This window comes from Roseibacterium elongatum DSM 19469 (genome assembly GCF_000590925.1).
GTDB lineage: Bacteria > Pseudomonadota > Alphaproteobacteria > Rhodobacterales > Rhodobacteraceae > Roseibacterium > Roseibacterium elongatum.
On sequence record NZ_CP004372.1, the window covers coordinates 703,760 to 720,000 of the forward strand.

A 16,241-nucleotide genomic window follows, 5' to 3' on the forward strand; every position below is an offset into this window, starting at 1 on the left:
TGTGCTCGGGCCGTGTGCCGCCGGCCTGCGCGACCCGTAGCGATCAATGAATCGTCCGTGGCAGATCATGCCTTGAGGTTCGGATAGGGATTTTCGCGGGTTGCCTTGCGCCACACGCTTCGGTTGGCCCGATCGAGCGCCTCGGTCAAGTCGAAATCCGGGCCGACCAGGTCCTTCAGTTCCATCGGATCGCGGCCGACATCGGCAAGGTCTGCCGACCAGTGCCCGCCGGTTTCCAGGGCCAGGAAAATGGCGGCCCGTGCCGCCATCTCCGGTGGCGAACCCAGAACCTGCAGCACCAGCGGATCCTGCGCTACGGGCCAGATTTCGAACGCCGCCTCGGTCCCCTCCCGGTCCCGCATGTATAGCTTGGTCCATCTGCGGTCGGCGGGATTGTCGGGATCGCTGTCGCCGTTGCTGTCGAGGTTCCGGTCGCCCGGCCAAAGAAACACCCGAAACAGCCGAGCATCCGGGCGCAACCCGCCGGGTCTTACGAAAAGGCTCTTCTGATCCACGGAGACCTCAAATTGTGATCGAAGCTCAGCAACTATGCCCCACATTCGACATGTAGGTGTCGAATGAGTCTACATCGCTGGTGAGACCCAAATAGAGTTTTCTTGCTTGAGCCTTGGGCCTGGTGCGCTGGAGGCAAGGACCGCGACGGGTGCCGAACAGACGCTGCGGACAGATGTAAGCACAGCTGGATTGTATTGGCGCACGACTGCTGCCATCCGCCTTGAAAAACGTGTTCGCCACCAGCAAAGGACAGTGGATAGACTTGGTAGTTGACGCCTGGTTTCGACCAGCGGCTATCGAGTTCCCGATTGCAGGTCCACTACGAGTTTCATTTGTTCACTCTCCCTCGCCACTGGGATCTCAGGCCTCATTCCACGGCTGACCGAAAAATGGGGGCGCCGGGGCTCGTGTCCACGTGGTCTTTCACTGCCTGGACCTGTCAATGCCCTTCAAGGCTGGATAGAGCGCACGGAAGGCAGCAAGCCGTTCGCTGTGGAAAAGCCCGGAGGCCCGGTTGGGCCGGAACGCTCGGTCAACTGGGGGCGTCGTCAGGACCTCTTCGGTCACCTCCCGCAACGAGAGTTGCGCCAGTCGTGCGGCGCCAAAGGCGGGACCGACCTCTGCCCCCCTTGTCCGGACAAGACGGCAGCCCGTGGCATCGGCGATCATCTGCATGAGAAAGTCGCTGCGCGTCCCGCCCCCGATTGCCATGAGCGCGTCGGGCCGTGTTCCGGTGGCCGAGAAGGCATCGACCGCATCGACAAAGGTGAAAGCCACCGCCTCGACCACGGATCGCATGAGGCTGCCTTGTGTCGTGCTCTCGTCGAGGAAGGCGAACCCCGCGCGGATGGATGCATCCCCGTGGGGCGTTCGTTCACCCGTCAAATAGGGCAGGAAGAGCGGGCCCGGCGCAGCGACTTCCGCCTCTGCGAGAAGCTCTTCGACCGTCCGCCCGACGAGGGTCGAGAACCAGGCAAGCGGACGTGCGCCATTCAGCATCGCCGCCATCTGGAACCAGCGTTTGGGCAGGCAATGGGCATAGGCATGAAGGCAATTCTCGGGGTCGGGCCGGTAGCTGTTCGTGGTGACGAAAAGCTGGCCCGACGTCCCCAGCGAAATGAACCCGTCCCCGTCGTGGATTGCGCCGATGCCCACCGCACCGGCGGCCGCGTCGCCTGCACCGGTCGCGACGGGAATACCCGCGGGCAGACCCAACTCGCGCGCAACCTCCGGCATCAGGGTGCCGGCGACATCCGACCCGTGTCGCACCTCGGGCAGCCAGGCCAGGTCGCTTGCGCTGATCTCGCAGAGGCGGGACGACCAGCATCGCGCGCCTTCATCGAACCAGCCCGTGCCGGCCGCATCGGACGGGTCGGTCACAAGACCGCCGTGGAGCCGGAAACCGACATAGTCTTTCGGGAGGAGAACATGGGCGATGCGCGCATGGGTCCGCGGCTCGAAGCGCGAGAGCCACAGGAGTTTGGGCGCCGTGAAGCCCGGCATCGGCGGGGCGCCGGACAGATGCCCAATCTCGGGCTCCAGCCGGGCCATGTCGGCGCATTCGGCCTCTGCACGCCCGTCATTCCACAGGATCGCGGGGCGGATCGGGGTTTTCTCTGCGTCCAGAAGGACCGCGCCGTGCATCTGCCCGGACAGGCCGATGGCACGCAACATGGCCCGCGTATGCCCGTCGATGGATCGGATGGCGGCGGAAATCGCAGCCCACCAATCATCGCATGTCTGCTCGCTGGCCCCGGAAAAGGGGTGGGACATCGACAAAGGCGAGGAAGCGGTGGCGGCAACATCACCGGCGTCGTCGATGACGCATGCCTTGACGGACGATGTCCCGAGATCCAGTCCGAGATACACTTAGGCGCGCTCCACACCCACCAATCGCAAAGAGGATATCACAGCGGCCGACCCGTCGCGACATAGGTCTCGAGAGCAGTTCGGGTTCCCTTATCCCAAATCAGCGATGACCACGCCTCGAACCCGGATGCAAACCGGCCCTCCGTTCCTAGGTCTCCGTAGATCTCCGCCTGGTCTAGCCACGCACCCGGACTGTTGCGCGCGGCCTCTGCGCGGGGCTTTAGCCGGTCCCACGCGGGATCGTTCGGCTCGATGCGCGATCCGTCCTCGCGCGTACCCTGGCACATGCGCGCCCATAGCGCCTCTACCAGTGCCAGTCCGCAGATGGGGGACCCAGCCGCCAGACCATCCCGGATGATCGGCAGGACGAAGCCTGCATGGCGGGACGATCCGTCGAAGGCCACGCGGCGCGTCGTGTCGCGGATTGCGGGATTGGAAAACCGGCTTTCGATCAGGTCGACATACGCCTCGGGTGTCATGCCGGGTACGGCGGCAACATGCGGCACGATCTCCTCCATCTCCACCTTTCGCCAGAAGGCGGAGACACTGGCATCGGCCATGCAATCGGCGATGGTCGCCAACCCCAGAAGCTCTCCGGCATTGGCGAGAACCTGATGGCCTGCATTTAGGATGCGGATCTTCATCGTCTCATAATCATGAACGTCGTCAGTGAACGTCGCGCCGACCCGATCCCAGTCGGGGCGGCCGGCGCAGAACGCGTCCTCGATCACCCATTGGCGATAGTTCTCATGGGTGACGGGGGCGGCATCCTCGATCCCGAAGGCGCGGGCGGCGGCTATTTCTGCGGCACCTGTCGCAGGGACGATGCAGTCCACCATGGAGTTCGGAAAAGTGCAGTGCGCTGCGATCCAATCGGCCAAAGCCGGATCGGAGAGCCTTGCCAGGCCAAGCACCGTGTCACGCGTGATGTGGCCGTTGCCGGAGAGGTTGTCGCAGCTTTGCACCGTGAACGGGCCCGCACCCGTATCGCGCCTGATCCGCAGGGCCGCGACAATCGCGCCGAACGCGGTGCACGGGCGCGCCGGATTTTCCGCATCATGGGCGATATCCGGATGGGCGGGGTCGAACGCGCCCGTGGCCGGGTTCACGAAATAACCGCCCTCGGTCACGGTCAGCGACACGATGCGGATCGCGGGCTCGGCCATTTGCGCGATCAAGGACGCATTGTCGGGCTCCACCGGCAGGAAACCGATCATCGCACCGCAAACCTCCGCGCTTGTCGCATCAGGGTGGAGCTCGATCAGCGTCGTCAGACAGTCCTGCGACAGAAGCTTCTCGCGCATGACCGCATCGCCCGGTCGCACGCCGGCGCCAATGATGGCCCAGTCCCGCGCCAGGCCGCCATTCATCAGGCGGTGCAGATACCAGGCCTGATGGGCGCGGTGAAAATTACCGACGCCGATATGGACGATGCCAGGGGTCAGCTCTTCCCTTGCATAGGCCGGTTTCGACACCTCCTGCGGGAGGTCTTGAAGGCTTTCGGAACTCAGTCGGACAGGGGTCTTTGTCATCAGCTCATCCATTGTCCGCCGTCCACGTTGTAGGTTTGTGCGACGATGTAGCGGGCCTCGTCGCTGGCGAGGAACACGGCCATGCCGGTCAGATCCTCCGGTGTGCCCATCCGTCCGAATGGCACACCAGCGCCGACCTCGGCCTTCTTCTGGCCGGGGGCCTTGTTCTCGTACTTGGCGAAAAACGCATCGACACCATCCCAATGCTCCCCGTCGACCACGCCGGGTGAAATGGCATTCACATTGATTCCGTGGTGGATCAGGTTCAGCCCAGCCGATTGCGTGAGCGAGATCACAGCGGCCTTGGTCGCGCAGTAGACCGCGACCAATGGCTCGCCGCGCCGCCCGGCCTGGCTTGCCATGTTGATGATGCGGCCTTTCACGCCTGCTTCGATCATGTGACGGGCCACGGCCTGCATCATGAAGAGCGTGCCTGAGACGTTGATCTCGAAGGTGCGGTCATAGTCCTTGCGTGTGATCTCGGTGATGGGCGCGGCGGTGAAGACAGCGGCGTTGTTGATGAGGATGTCGATCTGCCCGAAGGCGGTGACGGTCTCGGCCAAGGCTGCATCGATGCTTGCCTGCTTCGTGACATCGAGTTCGACCGCGCGGGCGGCATCGCCGATCGCAGCGGCCGCATCACGGGCGCGCGCAATATCGATATCGGCAAGCGCGACGCGCGCGCCCTCGGCGGCATAGGCACGGGCAAAAGCCAGACCGATGCCGCGGGCCGCGCCCGTGATCAGGGCGGATTTGCCGGCCAGGCGTGTCATGCAATACGCAGCCCCTGCGCATCGAAGCGGTGCAGGTTCTGCTCCTGTGGCGTCAGATAGACGGTGTCGCCATGGCGGACATCCATTTCGCCGCCCACGCGGACAGTCATCGGGTCGCAACCTTCGACGCCGTGAACGTGGATGAACGTGTCGGACCCGAGATGTTCGGCCACGCCGACGGTCCCCTTCCATTTGCCCTCGGTGGTGGAGACATCGAGATGCTCTGGTCGGATCCCGATGGACGTTGCGCCATGTTCCGTCGCAGCAGCCCCTTCTATGAGGTTCATCTTGGGAGAGCCGATAAAGCCCGCGACGAAGGTATTGCGCGGTGCGCGGTAAAGCTCGAGCGGCGATCCGACCTGCTCGATGTGACCTGCGCGCAAAACCACGATCTTGTCGGCCATTGTCATGGCTTCGACCTGATCATGCGTCACGTAGATCATCGTTGTTGCAAGCTTCTTGTGCAGTTCGCCGATTTCCATGCGCATGCCGACACGAAGGGCCGCATCCAGGTTCGACAGCGGTTCGTCGAAAAGAAACGCCGCCGGTTCCCGCACGATGGCGCGGCCAATCGCGACCCTCTGACGCTGACCGCCTGACAACTGGCCGGGGCGACGATCCAGATAGTCGGTCAGGTTCAGCGCTGCGGCGGCATTTTCGATGCGGCGGTTTTGCTCGGCTTGATCGACACCGGCCATGCGCATCGGAAAGGCGATGTTCTTGCGCACCGTCATATGCGGGTAGAGCGCGTAGGACTGAAACACCATGGCCAGGCTGCGCTTGGCGGGCGGCACATTCGTCGCGTCGGTGCCGTCGATGTTGATCTGTCCTGAGGACACATCCTCCAGCCCCGCGATTAGGCGCAGGAGGGTGGACTTGCCGCAACCCGAGGGGCCGACGAAGACGACGAATTCGCCATCGTTGATTTCGAGGTTCAGCGGCGGGATGACTTCGACCTCGCCGAACTTCTTCTGCACGTTTTCAAGCGTGATACGTCCCATTTCTGGCCACTCCTATTTCACGGCGCCGAAGGTCAGGCCCCGGACGAGTTGTTTCTGGCTGAACCAGCCAAGGATCAGGATCGGCGCGATGGCCATGGTCGAGGCAGCGCTCAGTTTGGCAAAGAACAGACCCTCGGGTGAGGAATAGCTCGCGATGAAGGCCGTCAGCGGCGCCGCGTCGACTGAGGTCAGGTTCAGCGTCCAGAACGCTTCGTTCCATGCGAGGATGAAGTTCAGCAAGATGGTCGACGCAATGCCGGGAATGGCCATCGGCGTCAGGACATAGAGAAGCTCTTCCTTCAGGCCGGCCCCGTCCATCCGCGCGGCCTCGAGGATCTCGCCGGGGATTTCACGGAAGTAGGTATAGAGCATCCAGACGATGATCGGCAGGTTGATCAGCATCAGGATGACGACCAGCGCCACGCGGTTGTCGAGGACGCCAAGCTGAATGCAGAGCAGGTAGATCGGGTAGAGTACGCCCACCGCCGGCAGCATCTTGGTCGACAGCATCCACAGCAGGATGTCCTTGGTCCGTCTGGACGGCACGAAGGCCATGGACCAGGCGGCCGGAACGGCGATGAGGATGCCGAGCAGGGTCGAGCCGCCCGCGATGATGACCGAATTCCACAGGAACCGCATGTAGTTCGAACGCTCCTGCACCACGCCGTAGTTTTCCAGCGTCCAGTCGAAGAACAGGATGACCGGTGGGTTGGCGATGGCCTCGGCCTCGGTCTTGAAGCTGGTCAGGATCGTCCAGAGGATCGGGAAGAAGATCAGCAGTCCGATGATCCACGCGATCGCGGTGTTGAGGGCCTTGCGTTGTGTCGAAACGGCGCGTGCCATGGTCAGTGCCTCCTCAGCGATCCAGGTTCTTGCCGACGATACGCATCAGGAACAGCGCAACGATGTTGGCGAGGATGATGGCGTAGACACCGCCCGCCGACCCCAGGCCGACATTCTGGCTTTCCAGCACCCGCTGGTAGATCAGGTAGGTCAGCGTCCGGGTCCCGAAGGCGCCGCCGGTGGTGACGAAAATCTCGGCGAACACCGCCAGAAGGAAGATCGTCTGGATCAGGATCACGATGGTGATGGCGCGGCTCAGATGCGGCAGCGCGATGAAGAAAAAACGCGCCAGCGGGCTTGCGCCGTCCATCTCGGCGGCCTCCAGTTGTTCGCTGTCGAGCGACTGGAATGCTGTCAGAAGGATCAGCGTGGCGAACGGCAGCCACTGCCACGAGATGATCAGGACCAATGACAGGATCGGAACGTCGGTCAACCAGACGACAGGATCCGCGCCAAAGGCCCTCCATATATGGGCGAAGACGCCGTTTGTGGGATCCATGAACATGTTCTTCCACACCAGGGCCGAGACGGTGGGCATGACAAAGAACGGGGCGATCACGAGGATCCGGACAATGCCCTGCCCCCACATCGGCTGATCCAGAAGCATCGCCAGCAAGACGCCGAAGACAATCGAAACCAAAAGCACACCACCGACGATCAGAAGCGTCGTGAAGATGGCGGGCCAAAACGATGAGGACGAGACGAAGCGAGCGAAGTTCTCAAGGCCAACATAGCCCAGGTCGCCGCCGCGCAGAGGGCGATAGTCGCGAACCGAGAACCACAGCGTCATGCAGAGCGGAACGAGCATCCAGACGAGGAGTAGGAAGACCGCCGGCGCCATCATGATCCTTGCCGCTGCTCGGGAAGACTGGGTTGCCATGATGCAAATCCTCTTCGTTCAGGCGCGCAGGCCCGGTGAACCGTGTCTCGTAGATTGTAGCAGAAACAGGGGGGTCGGAAGGCGGCGGCTGGCGCCGCCTTCCGAGGGTTGCCTGAAGCTTACTGGTAACCAGCCGCTTCCATGGCTTCGTTGACGATGTCCTGGGCGCGCGCCAGCGCCTCTTCGACGGTCTGCTGACCGGCATAGGCATTCGAGAATTCCTGGCTCACTTCGGTCCAGAAACCCGCCCATTCCGGGATCGCCATGAACTGGATGCCCGTGTAGGGGACCGGATCAACCGTCGGGTTGTTCGGGTCGGCCGCGAGGATCGAGTCGAGCGTCATCTGCGCGAACGGAACCTCGGCATAGTTCGGGTTCTCATAAAGCGAGGTGCGCGCACCCGGAGGCACGTTGGCCCAGCCTTCGTTCTCGGCGACCAGTTCGATGTAGTCGGCCGAGGTGGCCCACTCGATGAACTGCAGCGCCGCGTCGGACTGCTGCGTCCCGGCGGGGATGGCCAGTGCCCAGGCCCAAAGCCAGTTCGAGCGGCGATCCACGCCCTCGGCGTTCGGGGCAAGCGCGAAACCGACCGAGTCGGCCACTTCCGAGTCGTCGGGGTTGGTGACGAAGGACGCCGCAACCGTGGCATCGATCCACATGCCGCAAAGGCCCTGCTGGAACAGCGAGAGGTTCTCGTTGAACCCGTTGGTGGCGTAGCCGTCGGGGCCGTAATCGTTCATCAGGTTGACGTAGAAGTTGAGCGCGTTGGCCCATTCTTCGCTGTCGAGCTGTGCCTGCCAGTTTTCGTCCACGACCCGTGCGCCGAACGAGTTGGCCGTCACGTTGATGAAGGCGCCGCCTTCACCCCAGCCGGGCTTGCCGCGCAGGCAGATGCCGTTGACGCCGTTTTCGGGGTCATCCATGGCGGCTGCGGCCTCGCGGATGAATTCCCAGGTCGGGGCGTCGGGCATTTCGAGACCTGCGGCCTCCATCAGGTCCGTGCGGTACATAATCATCGACGACTCGCCGTAGAACGGGGCCGCAAAAAGCGTGCCGTCATGGCTGAGGCCCGCGCGCATGGCGGGCAGAATGTCGTCGACATTGTAGTCCTCGGACAGGCCGTCGAGCGGAACAAGCCAGCCATTGGCACCCCAGATCGGCGCCTCGTACATGCCGATCGTCATGATGTCGAACTGGCCGCCATTGGTGGTGATGTCGGTCGTGACGCGCTGGCGCAGCACGTTCTCTTCCAGGGTCACCCATTCGACCGCGATGCCGGTCTCGGCCGTGAACTGGTCGGTATAGCCCTGCATGCGGATCATGTCGCCGTTGTTCACTGTGGCGATGGTGATCGTGGTGTCCTGGGCAAAGGCAGCTGCGGTGCAGAGCGTAAGCGCCGTGGTGGCGCCGAGAACGCGCTTGAGTGACATCCGATATCCTCCCTGAGCTTGGATGTGATGCAGGAGGACTAGCCGCTGCCTAGATTCGCGTCAATCTAAATTTTTACGCGCGACAATTTTTAGGCTGATCGCCGCAGAACAAGAGACGCCTCAAACAGCGTCGAGGCCTTCGTTCCTGGCCGCTCCCCCGACGCGATCATGTCCAGCAAGCGATCGAGGCTGTTTCCAGCAATCTTGTCGTAATCCTGCGACACGGTTGTGAGGGACGGGCAGGTGAAGCGCGAGAACGGATGGTCGTCATGCCCCGCGACGCGGATGGCGCAGCCGTCGCCGACACCCACCCGCAACCCTTTTTCATAGGCGGCGGACAGAAACCCGATCGCGAGGCGATCATTGCTACAGAACACGGTGTTGGTCGGCAGGCTTCGCGCCGCGATAAGGCGGCCCGCCTGGCGATGCGCGATTTCCTCAAAGGCCCAGCCGGTGCCGTCAACCGACAGAACCAGGGGCTCATGCCCCAGGCGTCGCATGGTCTGCTCATAGGCCGATCTGCGCTTGTTGGCATTCGGGTTCGGGGCGTTCGCCATCTCGAACAGTGCCGGCGCCTCTCCCGTTCGACACAGATATTCAACCATCAAACCAGTGCTTTGCATATGATCCGTGCCGAACATGGCATCGCCGACACCTTCGACGTCGCAGTCAAACAGGACGGTCGTCACCTCGGTGCAGAACGCTTCGAGATCGTCCCGATGTGACCGCCGTCCAAGTGGCGCCAGCAGGACACCTGCAGGTCGTATGCCGCGAAGGCTTTCCAGATTGGCGATCTCGCGATCGGGGTCGCCATGTGAGCTGAGAAGGATCGGGTTGAACCCCGCGCCACTGCACAAAAGCTCAAGGTTGCGCGCCACCTCGGCGAAGAACGGGTCTGCCAGAAATGGCACCACGATCCCAATATTTCGCGTCAGCTGCCGGTTCTGATTGATCGCGTAGACGTTGGGCGTGTAGTCGTACCGCTCCAAAGCCTCTTCGATCCTTGCCCGGGTTGTTTTTCGGACGGACCGAGGATCGTTGAAGAACTTCGAGAGTGTCGGCCGCGATATACCGCTTACCGAGGCGAGTTCCTCCATGGTTCTCACTCTTTCCTGGCGCACAGGATCGCTCCTAACTTTTACGCGCGATAACGAATGATGGCGAGCTGCGCCAATCCTGTCAACCGGCATGCCATGCCTTGCGGCCCGTGCCAAGCAAACCTCAAGGCGCACCGAGAAGCCTCAGCGCGTCCGCCGGGAAAACGAATGCGCCGGGGTTCTTGTTGAGTGCGATGGCACGGTTGACCATGACCCCAAACACGTCGGCAATGGGCCACCGACGCCGTCAAGTGGCCCGGGCGAGATCGTGATGTGGCAGGTCTTCGGCCTGGGCTTGGCATCAGGGCGTTTGACGCAGAAATGGACGCCCTTGATCGCGAGCGTGCCGTAGCCGTCCGTGATATCGATGTTTCCGGCGCCTCCATCGTCTCGCGTAAACCGAAAACATCACGGACCGTCGACGGAACGGCCCCGGATCAAGCCAGCCGCTGCATCGCCCGAGACCCAATGAACGTTCGAGTTGGTCGCATGAGTCGCCTACGGAATCGTTGCCCGTAAGCACGCATCACAGGTCGAGCAATCCGCCTCCGGCGCCGGCAGGTTCAGCGTCTTGCAGGTTCATTCGGTTGCGCTCGGCAAGTTCTGCCGTGTAAACCGGGTTCACCAAGGCGAAGCGCAATGTCGTCAACCGCCCGTCCGAGCCGCCCTCCACCCAGACGAATAGATGTGTGCCCCGGCACTCCGAAAAGCCACTTGCCATCAGTTGCGACAGGTCGACCGGGTTGGCGATGGGGGGCAGCCATCGCTCTCCCGCCTCATCCACCCAGACGGTCCATTCCGGCGGGGTCCAGTTGTTGGCGCGCGTGCTCTGTTCGAGCGCAAAGAAGGTCTCGGACTGCCTTGCCGACGCCGTCAGCGATCTCAGGCAGGCTGCTTGCGCGGCGTCGGTGACCATGATGCCGTTCTCTTCGATCTGCGTCCCCGCGCCCTCGTTCCAGACAATCAGCGTATCGCCAACCCGGTCTGCGGGCTCTCCAAAGGCCTGAACAAGCTGTGGGCCTATTTCGGAGAGAAGCGGGCCCTCTCCCGCACCGAAGAACCGGCTGCGTGAAATTGCCGAAACGACTTCGCCCATATGCGGTGGCTCGTGGTAGAGGGCGACCATCTCGCGTTCGTCCTGTGACACGAAAAGGGTCGCGGCATAGTAGGGTGCCCAGTCCATCAGGTCCTGCCGCACCTGTCCCATCGACGCCTGCGCTTCGCGCGAGCGATAGTAGATCTCGCCAGATCCCATGCGTTCGCGGAGAACGGTCTCGGCCTCGGACATCAAGTCTCCAAGACCGAGGCCAAGGAGTCGGAGGCCGGAGGATGGCGCCTCTGGCAAGGCGCCAGACGTCCCGGGCTGCGGTGCCTCCTCAGGCATGGGCGCCTCCAGGACGATGCGCGCCATACGAGCCTCCGGGTTGTCTATGCCCGGGTTTGCCCCGGGTCGCAGAAGCTCAATCTCGTGGACGCGATAAGGGAAGTTTATCGCGGTGACACGATCAGGAACAATCCGGCTGAACTCGATTGCGACGGGGTCCATCTCGATATGTATCCGAGCGAGGTATGTGGGATGGCCCGGCTCTGCGCTCAGGGCGCGCGCGGTATCGGCGTCCATAGGGATCCTGTCCATCCGGTTGCCATCTGGGGCGAGAGGGTAGGTCGGGTTGATATAGATCGCTGCCTCGGTCGCGCTCAGACCTTCCGGGAACTGCACGCCGCCCCATGACCATTGCCAGCCGCCGCGTCCGGGGTCGAAAGAATTGAGCTGTAACTCGGTCGCGAAAACCAGCCGCTCGCCAGGCTGGGCACGTGCCTCCGCTTCGGCGCCGAGTGCTGCAGCGGCGTCTTGACGTGCAAACACATCGCCGTCGGCAAAGTGTTCGCCCAGCACATGGAAGATCGCTTCCTCCGTCGGAATACCGGCGGCAGCAGCAGCCGCATGAACGAGATCTGACGGACGGGCAAGATCAACAGCTGCCATCCGCGCCACGTCTGTGGCCGCGCCTGACGCGCCCTCGAAAGCGGCCTCCCACAGGACGGGTTCCACGGGCGGCACGGCATCGGTCGAAAAGCGCGGCACGATTTGCGTAATTGCGATGCGCGCGGGCTCAGCGACAAGGATCAACGCTTGCCCCGCCAATCCCAGGCCAGTCCCGGTTGGCACGTCGGTGCGAAAAACCTCGGTCACCGAAAGCTCCAGCACATGGCGGCGGGCGGTACCATCTTCGACACTGTCCGGGAAACCGTCAGACAGCGCGTAGTTCGATGCGGGACGCGGCAGAACGATAATGGCGTGGGACACAGCGTTTCGAGAGGGATCGGGCGAGCCCAGCCGCACCATGCCCACATGCCCCGTCGGTTGCCCCAGCGCAGCGGCGAGACGCTGCATCGACGCTGTGCCGATCCCACTCAGCCCCGACAGGTCCGACACATCGCGCCGCGCCGGAACATCGGTTCGCAAGGTGAAGGCGAGCGGATCGGCCGCGGCCCCCAACGGCAAGGCTGACAGCGCCCCGAACGCAACGGGCTGGGCAGCGGACAGGATGCGCTCTTGCTCGGCGCGGGTTTCCAGCGTCCAAGGCCGCGACAAATCAGCGAGTGACGCATCCAGCGCTTCTGCGGCGGTCCGGGGAAGTGCGGCGTCGTCCAGCACATGGAGGGTTCGTCCGAAATCGCCCCCCGCCACCACGCGGTAAGGGCCCATTCGCTCCGCTGAGATCAGGATCGGGGCGCGGGCGTCCTCGGTCAGGTTTGCGGTCAGACGGGCGGGAAATGCGATATACGGCTGTCGATCACCCAGGGCGGTGCGAAACGCTTCTGCCGCTTCAAGCGGAAGGTCAAACGAGGCTGGAACGCGCCCGAGCTGGGACACGAGGCGCGCCCGCTCTTGCCCGAGCATGTTGCTGAGTGGCACCTCGCCGCAATCGCCTTGAAAAAACCGCGCCTCGATGGGGAACCCCCCGGTGTCGAAGTCATAAGCCCCAAGCGGTGCGCAGACCATGAGAACATCGACGGGCCCGGCGATCGCCCTCTCGCGCGTCCTTTGCGCAGCGCGCTCATTGATCGCCAGGGTAAGGCGCTGCATCTGAAACTCGTCCAGATCGCCGGTGTATTGCCACAATGATCCGGCCAGTACGGCACGACGGCGGGTGTCCGTTTCTCGCGACAGTATCGTGAAAAAACGCTCCATCTCATCCGGCAAAACGCCCAGGACCTCGCGGGCGATGGCAACAGTCTCTTCGGGCGACAGTGCCGTACCCGGGTCCAGCGTCAGGCGGTCCAAGTTGCCCTCGGCGATCAGCGATCCATGAACCAAACGACGCAGGACGTCGACCTGCACGTTTTGGTAGTCGCGGGGCAGACCACTGACGCGAAAACCGCTCATCTGAAGGGCGATGACAGGCAGACTGTCGGCCCGCACAAGACCGGGGAGGTCGAGCGGAACGGCAGCGCCCCCAGACGGGACCACCTGAGGCTCGGCGATCTGCCCCGTGGCTCCGCCGGCGACGTCCGTATGACCGGGTGCAGGGGCTGTCGTCCCGGGCGCGGCCGCGCTGCCTGCCTCGCCTGCCGTGACCGACGTCGTTCGCCCTGACACCCCGTCGAGGATCGCAATCCTCTCCCGCATCATCATCGCGAGACAGCCGGCATCGCTGGCGCATCCGTTTCGGAGATTGAGCCATTCGCGCTGCAACTGCCGCACAATATCCCGCTGGTCGGCAGCGATCGCGGCAAGTGCGTGGCGATACGACTCGGCCAGCGCAACATCGAGGGCAGCGAGCGCGGGATCGTTGCAGATCGCATTTTCCGTGGGCGTCGTCGCGCGCGCGCAGTCAAAGCTCGGGGCCGCAAGGGCATCGCTCGCCCCCGCCACAGGTTGCTGCGCGCCCCTTGAGGCCAAGGCGGCATCGACAGCGGCGATCGTGATGCTGTCGGGGAGCCCGGTGACCAGAAGACCCATATCGCTCTGGAAATCCGAAATCGCCTGCTGGGTCCGGCCCGTCAGTCGGCCGTTGGGGTCGCCCACGTCATACCCCAGCGCATTCAGATTCGTCTGCAGATCGGACAGTTCGAGGAGGTCGAGCTGCTGAACGAGGATCGGGTCCGACACGTCACCCTGACGAAAGGGCTCCGCCAACAGATGCCCTTGCGGCCAAGCGCTGTTGAGGCCGTTTCGGTCAGCTTCGTGCCAGACCGACAGGTCCGATTTCGGCACAACATAAGGGCCTGCGGGCGCCGAGGCGGACGCCGCAAAAACCATAGCGACTGCCGACGCGACCAGTTTTGGGTTCACCTTTTGCATGGAATCCTCCCGTGGGCGAAAGCGACCGTTCTCATGCTAATCTGCTGGATCAGGACCTGATTGTTCGGCTCTTCCAGACCGAGTCAAGAAAAAGCTGAGTTGAGGCCTGATGGCGTCCGCACCCGTCACCGGATCGAGCAGGCCACTTCGCTCGGCGCATTCCGTTGGCGCCAATCACTGCGCTTGGGGGTCAATGTTGCGTGCCTGTTCACACCCGGCCGCTATCGATGCGATGATTCCCATCGAACGGCACTGGAAGCAAAGGTCATCGCAGGCACCGATTTTCGAAGCGCTATGAAGGACTTCGGCCCCTCTTGCTTCCACTGTGCTTCCACAGGTGTTGGAAACGCAAACGCCGCCCGGGAGGGCGGCGTGTGAGCGTTTGGAAACGCGTGCAGGTTGGACGGAAGTCGGGTCTCAGGTCACATGGTTTCGAGCTCGCTGAGCTGCTCGGAGAGAGCTCAGGAAGCCGCAGGAAGGCCTCTGCGCCCTCTGCGCCCAGATACCGACATCCTGAGAACCCTGAAGTCACCTGGAGCGGCCGTGGACGCCGTCCGGCCTGGGTTACGGCAGCGCTCGAGTGTGGCAAGTCTCTCGAGGATCTTGCGATCTGAGAACATCACGCTCTGCCTGGTGTTGAGACTTGTGGGGGTTCGGGGACTGAGTTTGGGAAGAGGTGCCCCCAGACTGCCCCCACGCCCTCAGAAACGAAGAAAGCCGCCCATCGGGCGGCTTCTTAATATCCTGATACGAAACAGGAAATTTGGTTGCGGGGGTAGGATTTGAACCTACGACCTTCAGGTTATGAGCCTGACGAGCTACCGGGCTGCTCCACCCCGCGCCGGGTCCTTGGCGTGTCCAAGTTTGGAAGACCAAGGTTTTGGGTATCGTTTGAGAGATACGTGTGTGTGTTTCTTTCTAGGTTTGGCGGTGACCTACTCTCCCACGTCTTGAGACGCAGTACCATTGGCGCAGTAGCACTTAACGGCCGGGTTCGGAATGGAGCCGGGTGTTTTGCTTACGCTATGACCACCAAACCGAGGAAGAAACACATGATTGGTGCGCTACCGCGCCAGCGCGCTACTTGAGCGCGTGAGGCGATAACGAACCATCCAAGTCTAGTACACGTTTGGTGATGCTTTTTTGGTCCTAGTACGAAGCCTGGCTTCTACTGGATCAAATCAAGCCTATTGGACAATTAGTACCGGTCAACTGAACGCATTGCTGCGCTTACATCTCCGGCCTATCGACGAGGTGGTCTACCTCGGTCCTCAGGGATACCTTGTTTTGAGGGGGGCTTCCCGCTTAGATGCCTTCAGCGGTTATCCTTTCCGATCATAGCTACCCAGCACTGCCATTGGCATGACAACTGGTCCACCAGTGGATCGTTCACCCCGGTCCTCTCGTACTAGGGGCAACTCCTCTCAAGTATCCTACACCCACGGCAGATAGGGACCGAACTGTCTCACGACGTTCTAAACCCAGCTCACGTACCTCTTTAAACGGCGAACAGCCGTACCCTTGGGACCTGCTCCAGCCCCAGGATGAGATGAGCCGACATCGAGGTGCCAAACGGTGCCGTCGATATGGACTCTTGGGCACCATCAGCCTGTTATCCCCGGCGTACCTTTTATCCGTTGAGCGATGGCCCTTCCACTCGGGACCACCGGATCACTATGGCCGTCTTTCGACTCTGCTCGACTTGTCAGTCTCGCAGTCAGGCTGGCTTCTGCCATTGCACTCAACGAGCGATTTCCGACCGCTCTGAGCCAACCTTCGCGCGCCTCCGTTACGCTTTAGGAGGCGACCGCCCCAGTCAAACTACCCGCCACACAGGGTCCCGGATCCGGATAACGGACCGCGGTTAGACATCAAGCAGAACAAGGGTGGTATCTCAAGGGAGGCTCCACAGAGACTGGCGTCCCTGCTTCGAAGCCTACCACCTATCCTGCACATGTTGTGCCTGATGCCAGTGTGAAGCTGTAGTAAAG

General features: G+C 62.5%; 11 protein-coding genes, 1 tRNA gene and 2 rRNA genes (1 of these 14 cut by a window edge). 1 reads left to right on the plus strand and 13 read right to left on the minus strand.

Features of this window, described 5'->3' with window-relative positions; genetic code table 11:
• Positions 1-65: 65 nt before the first annotated feature.
• The 10 genes from ROSELON_RS03405 to ROSELON_RS17340 form a co-directional block, all read right to left on the minus strand.
• Positions 66-515, minus strand: coding sequence for a hypothetical protein (locus tag ROSELON_RS03405; RefSeq protein ID WP_198020785.1), 450 nt, complete (start codon positions 513-515; stop codon positions 66-68).
• Positions 516-939: 424 nt separating this feature from the next.
• Positions 940-2,385: a xylulokinase gene (gene xylB, locus ROSELON_RS03410; RefSeq protein ID WP_025311040.1), complete on the minus strand. Its 1,446-nt coding sequence runs from the start codon at positions 2,383-2,385 to the stop codon at positions 940-942.
• A 38-nt stretch (positions 2,386-2,423) separates the two neighbouring features.
• A complete protein-coding gene (locus ROSELON_RS03415; protein ID WP_038650855.1) occupies positions 2,424-3,917 on the minus strand; it encodes a mannitol dehydrogenase family protein in 1,494 nt (497 codons plus the stop codon).
• The gene (locus tag ROSELON_RS03420; RefSeq protein WP_025311041.1) at positions 3,917-4,690 is read right to left on the minus strand and encodes an L-iditol 2-dehydrogenase; all 774 of its coding nucleotides are present in this window, start codon (positions 4,688-4,690) and stop codon (positions 3,917-3,919) included. Before ROSELON_RS03420 ends, ROSELON_RS03415 begins: the two co-directional genes overlap by 1 nt.
• A complete protein-coding gene (locus tag ROSELON_RS03425; protein WP_025311042.1) occupies positions 4,687-5,691 on the minus strand; it encodes an ABC transporter ATP-binding protein in 1,005 nt (334 codons plus the stop codon). Before ROSELON_RS03425 ends, ROSELON_RS03420 begins: the two co-directional genes overlap by 4 nt.
• Before the next feature lie 12 nt (positions 5,692-5,703).
• Positions 5,704-6,534, minus strand: coding sequence for a carbohydrate ABC transporter permease (locus tag ROSELON_RS03430; protein WP_025311043.1), 831 nt, complete (start codon positions 6,532-6,534; stop codon positions 5,704-5,706).
• 13 nt (positions 6,535-6,547) lie between these two features.
• On the minus strand, positions 6,548-7,414 hold the full coding sequence (locus ROSELON_RS03435) for a carbohydrate ABC transporter permease (RefSeq protein ID WP_025311044.1): 867 nt from the start codon (positions 7,412-7,414) through the stop codon (positions 6,548-6,550).
• A 119-nt stretch (positions 7,415-7,533) separates the two neighbouring features.
• On the minus strand, positions 7,534-8,844 hold the full coding sequence (locus ROSELON_RS03440; protein WP_025311045.1) for an ABC transporter substrate-binding protein: 1,311 nt from the start codon (positions 8,842-8,844) through the stop codon (positions 7,534-7,536).
• An 89-nt stretch (positions 8,845-8,933) separates the two neighbouring features.
• Positions 8,934-9,965 carry a LacI family DNA-binding transcriptional regulator gene (locus ROSELON_RS03445; protein WP_025311046.1) on the minus strand — a complete coding sequence of 344 codons (1,032 nt, stop codon included), beginning with the start codon at positions 9,963-9,965 and terminating at the stop codon, positions 8,934-8,936.
• Positions 9,966-10,467: 502 nt separating this feature from the next.
• Complete coding sequence (locus tag ROSELON_RS17340) at positions 10,468-14,250, minus strand: peptidoglycan-binding protein (RefSeq protein WP_025311047.1); 3,783 nt, start codon at positions 14,248-14,250, stop codon at positions 10,468-10,470.
• 392 nt (positions 14,251-14,642) lie between these two features.
• Here ROSELON_RS17340 and ROSELON_RS17740 point away from each other — a divergent pair, with 392 nt between their 5' ends.
• A complete protein-coding gene (locus ROSELON_RS17740) occupies positions 14,643-14,864 on the plus strand; it encodes an H-NS histone family protein (RefSeq protein WP_245605443.1) in 222 nt (73 codons plus the stop codon).
• 150 nt (positions 14,865-15,014) lie between these two features.
• On the opposite strand, the gene ROSELON_RS03455 is transcribed toward ROSELON_RS17740, so the two are convergent.
• From ROSELON_RS03455 to ROSELON_RS03465, 3 genes are all read right to left on the minus strand, one after another.
• Positions 15,015-15,091, minus strand: a tRNA-Met gene (locus tag ROSELON_RS03455).
• A gap of 81 nt (positions 15,092-15,172) precedes the next feature.
• A 5S ribosomal RNA gene (gene rrf / locus ROSELON_RS03460) occupies positions 15,173-15,287 on the minus strand.
• 140 nt (positions 15,288-15,427) lie between these two features.
• Positions 15,428-16,241, minus strand: a 23S ribosomal RNA gene (locus ROSELON_RS03465) (it continues 2,055 nt past the right edge of the window).

Excerpts from the sequence above, each read along its gene's own strand:
- ROSELON_RS03415 (WP_038650855.1), bottom strand. The coding sequence starts at position 3,917 with ATGACAAAGACCCCTGTCCGACTGAGTTCCGAAAGCCTTCAAGACCTC.
- ROSELON_RS03420 (WP_025311041.1), bottom strand. The coding sequence starts at position 4,690 with ATGACACGCCTGGCCGGCAAATCCGCCCTGATCACGGGCGCGGCCCGC.
- ROSELON_RS03425 (WP_025311042.1), bottom strand. The coding sequence starts at position 5,691 with ATGGGACGTATCACGCTTGAAAACGTGCAGAAGAAGTTCGGCGAGGTC.
- ROSELON_RS03430 (WP_025311043.1), bottom strand. The coding sequence starts at position 6,534 with ATGGCACGCGCCGTTTCGACACAACGCAAGGCCCTCAACACCGCGATC.
- ROSELON_RS03435 (WP_025311044.1), bottom strand. The coding sequence starts at position 7,414 with ATGGCAACCCAGTCTTCCCGAGCAGCGGCAAGGATCATGATGGCGCCG.
- ROSELON_RS03440 (WP_025311045.1), bottom strand. The coding sequence starts at position 8,844 with ATGTCACTCAAGCGCGTTCTCGGCGCCACCACGGCGCTTACGCTCTGC.
- ROSELON_RS17340 (WP_025311047.1), bottom strand. The coding sequence starts at position 14,250 with ATGCAAAAGGTGAACCCAAAACTGGTCGCGTCGGCAGTCGCTATGGTT.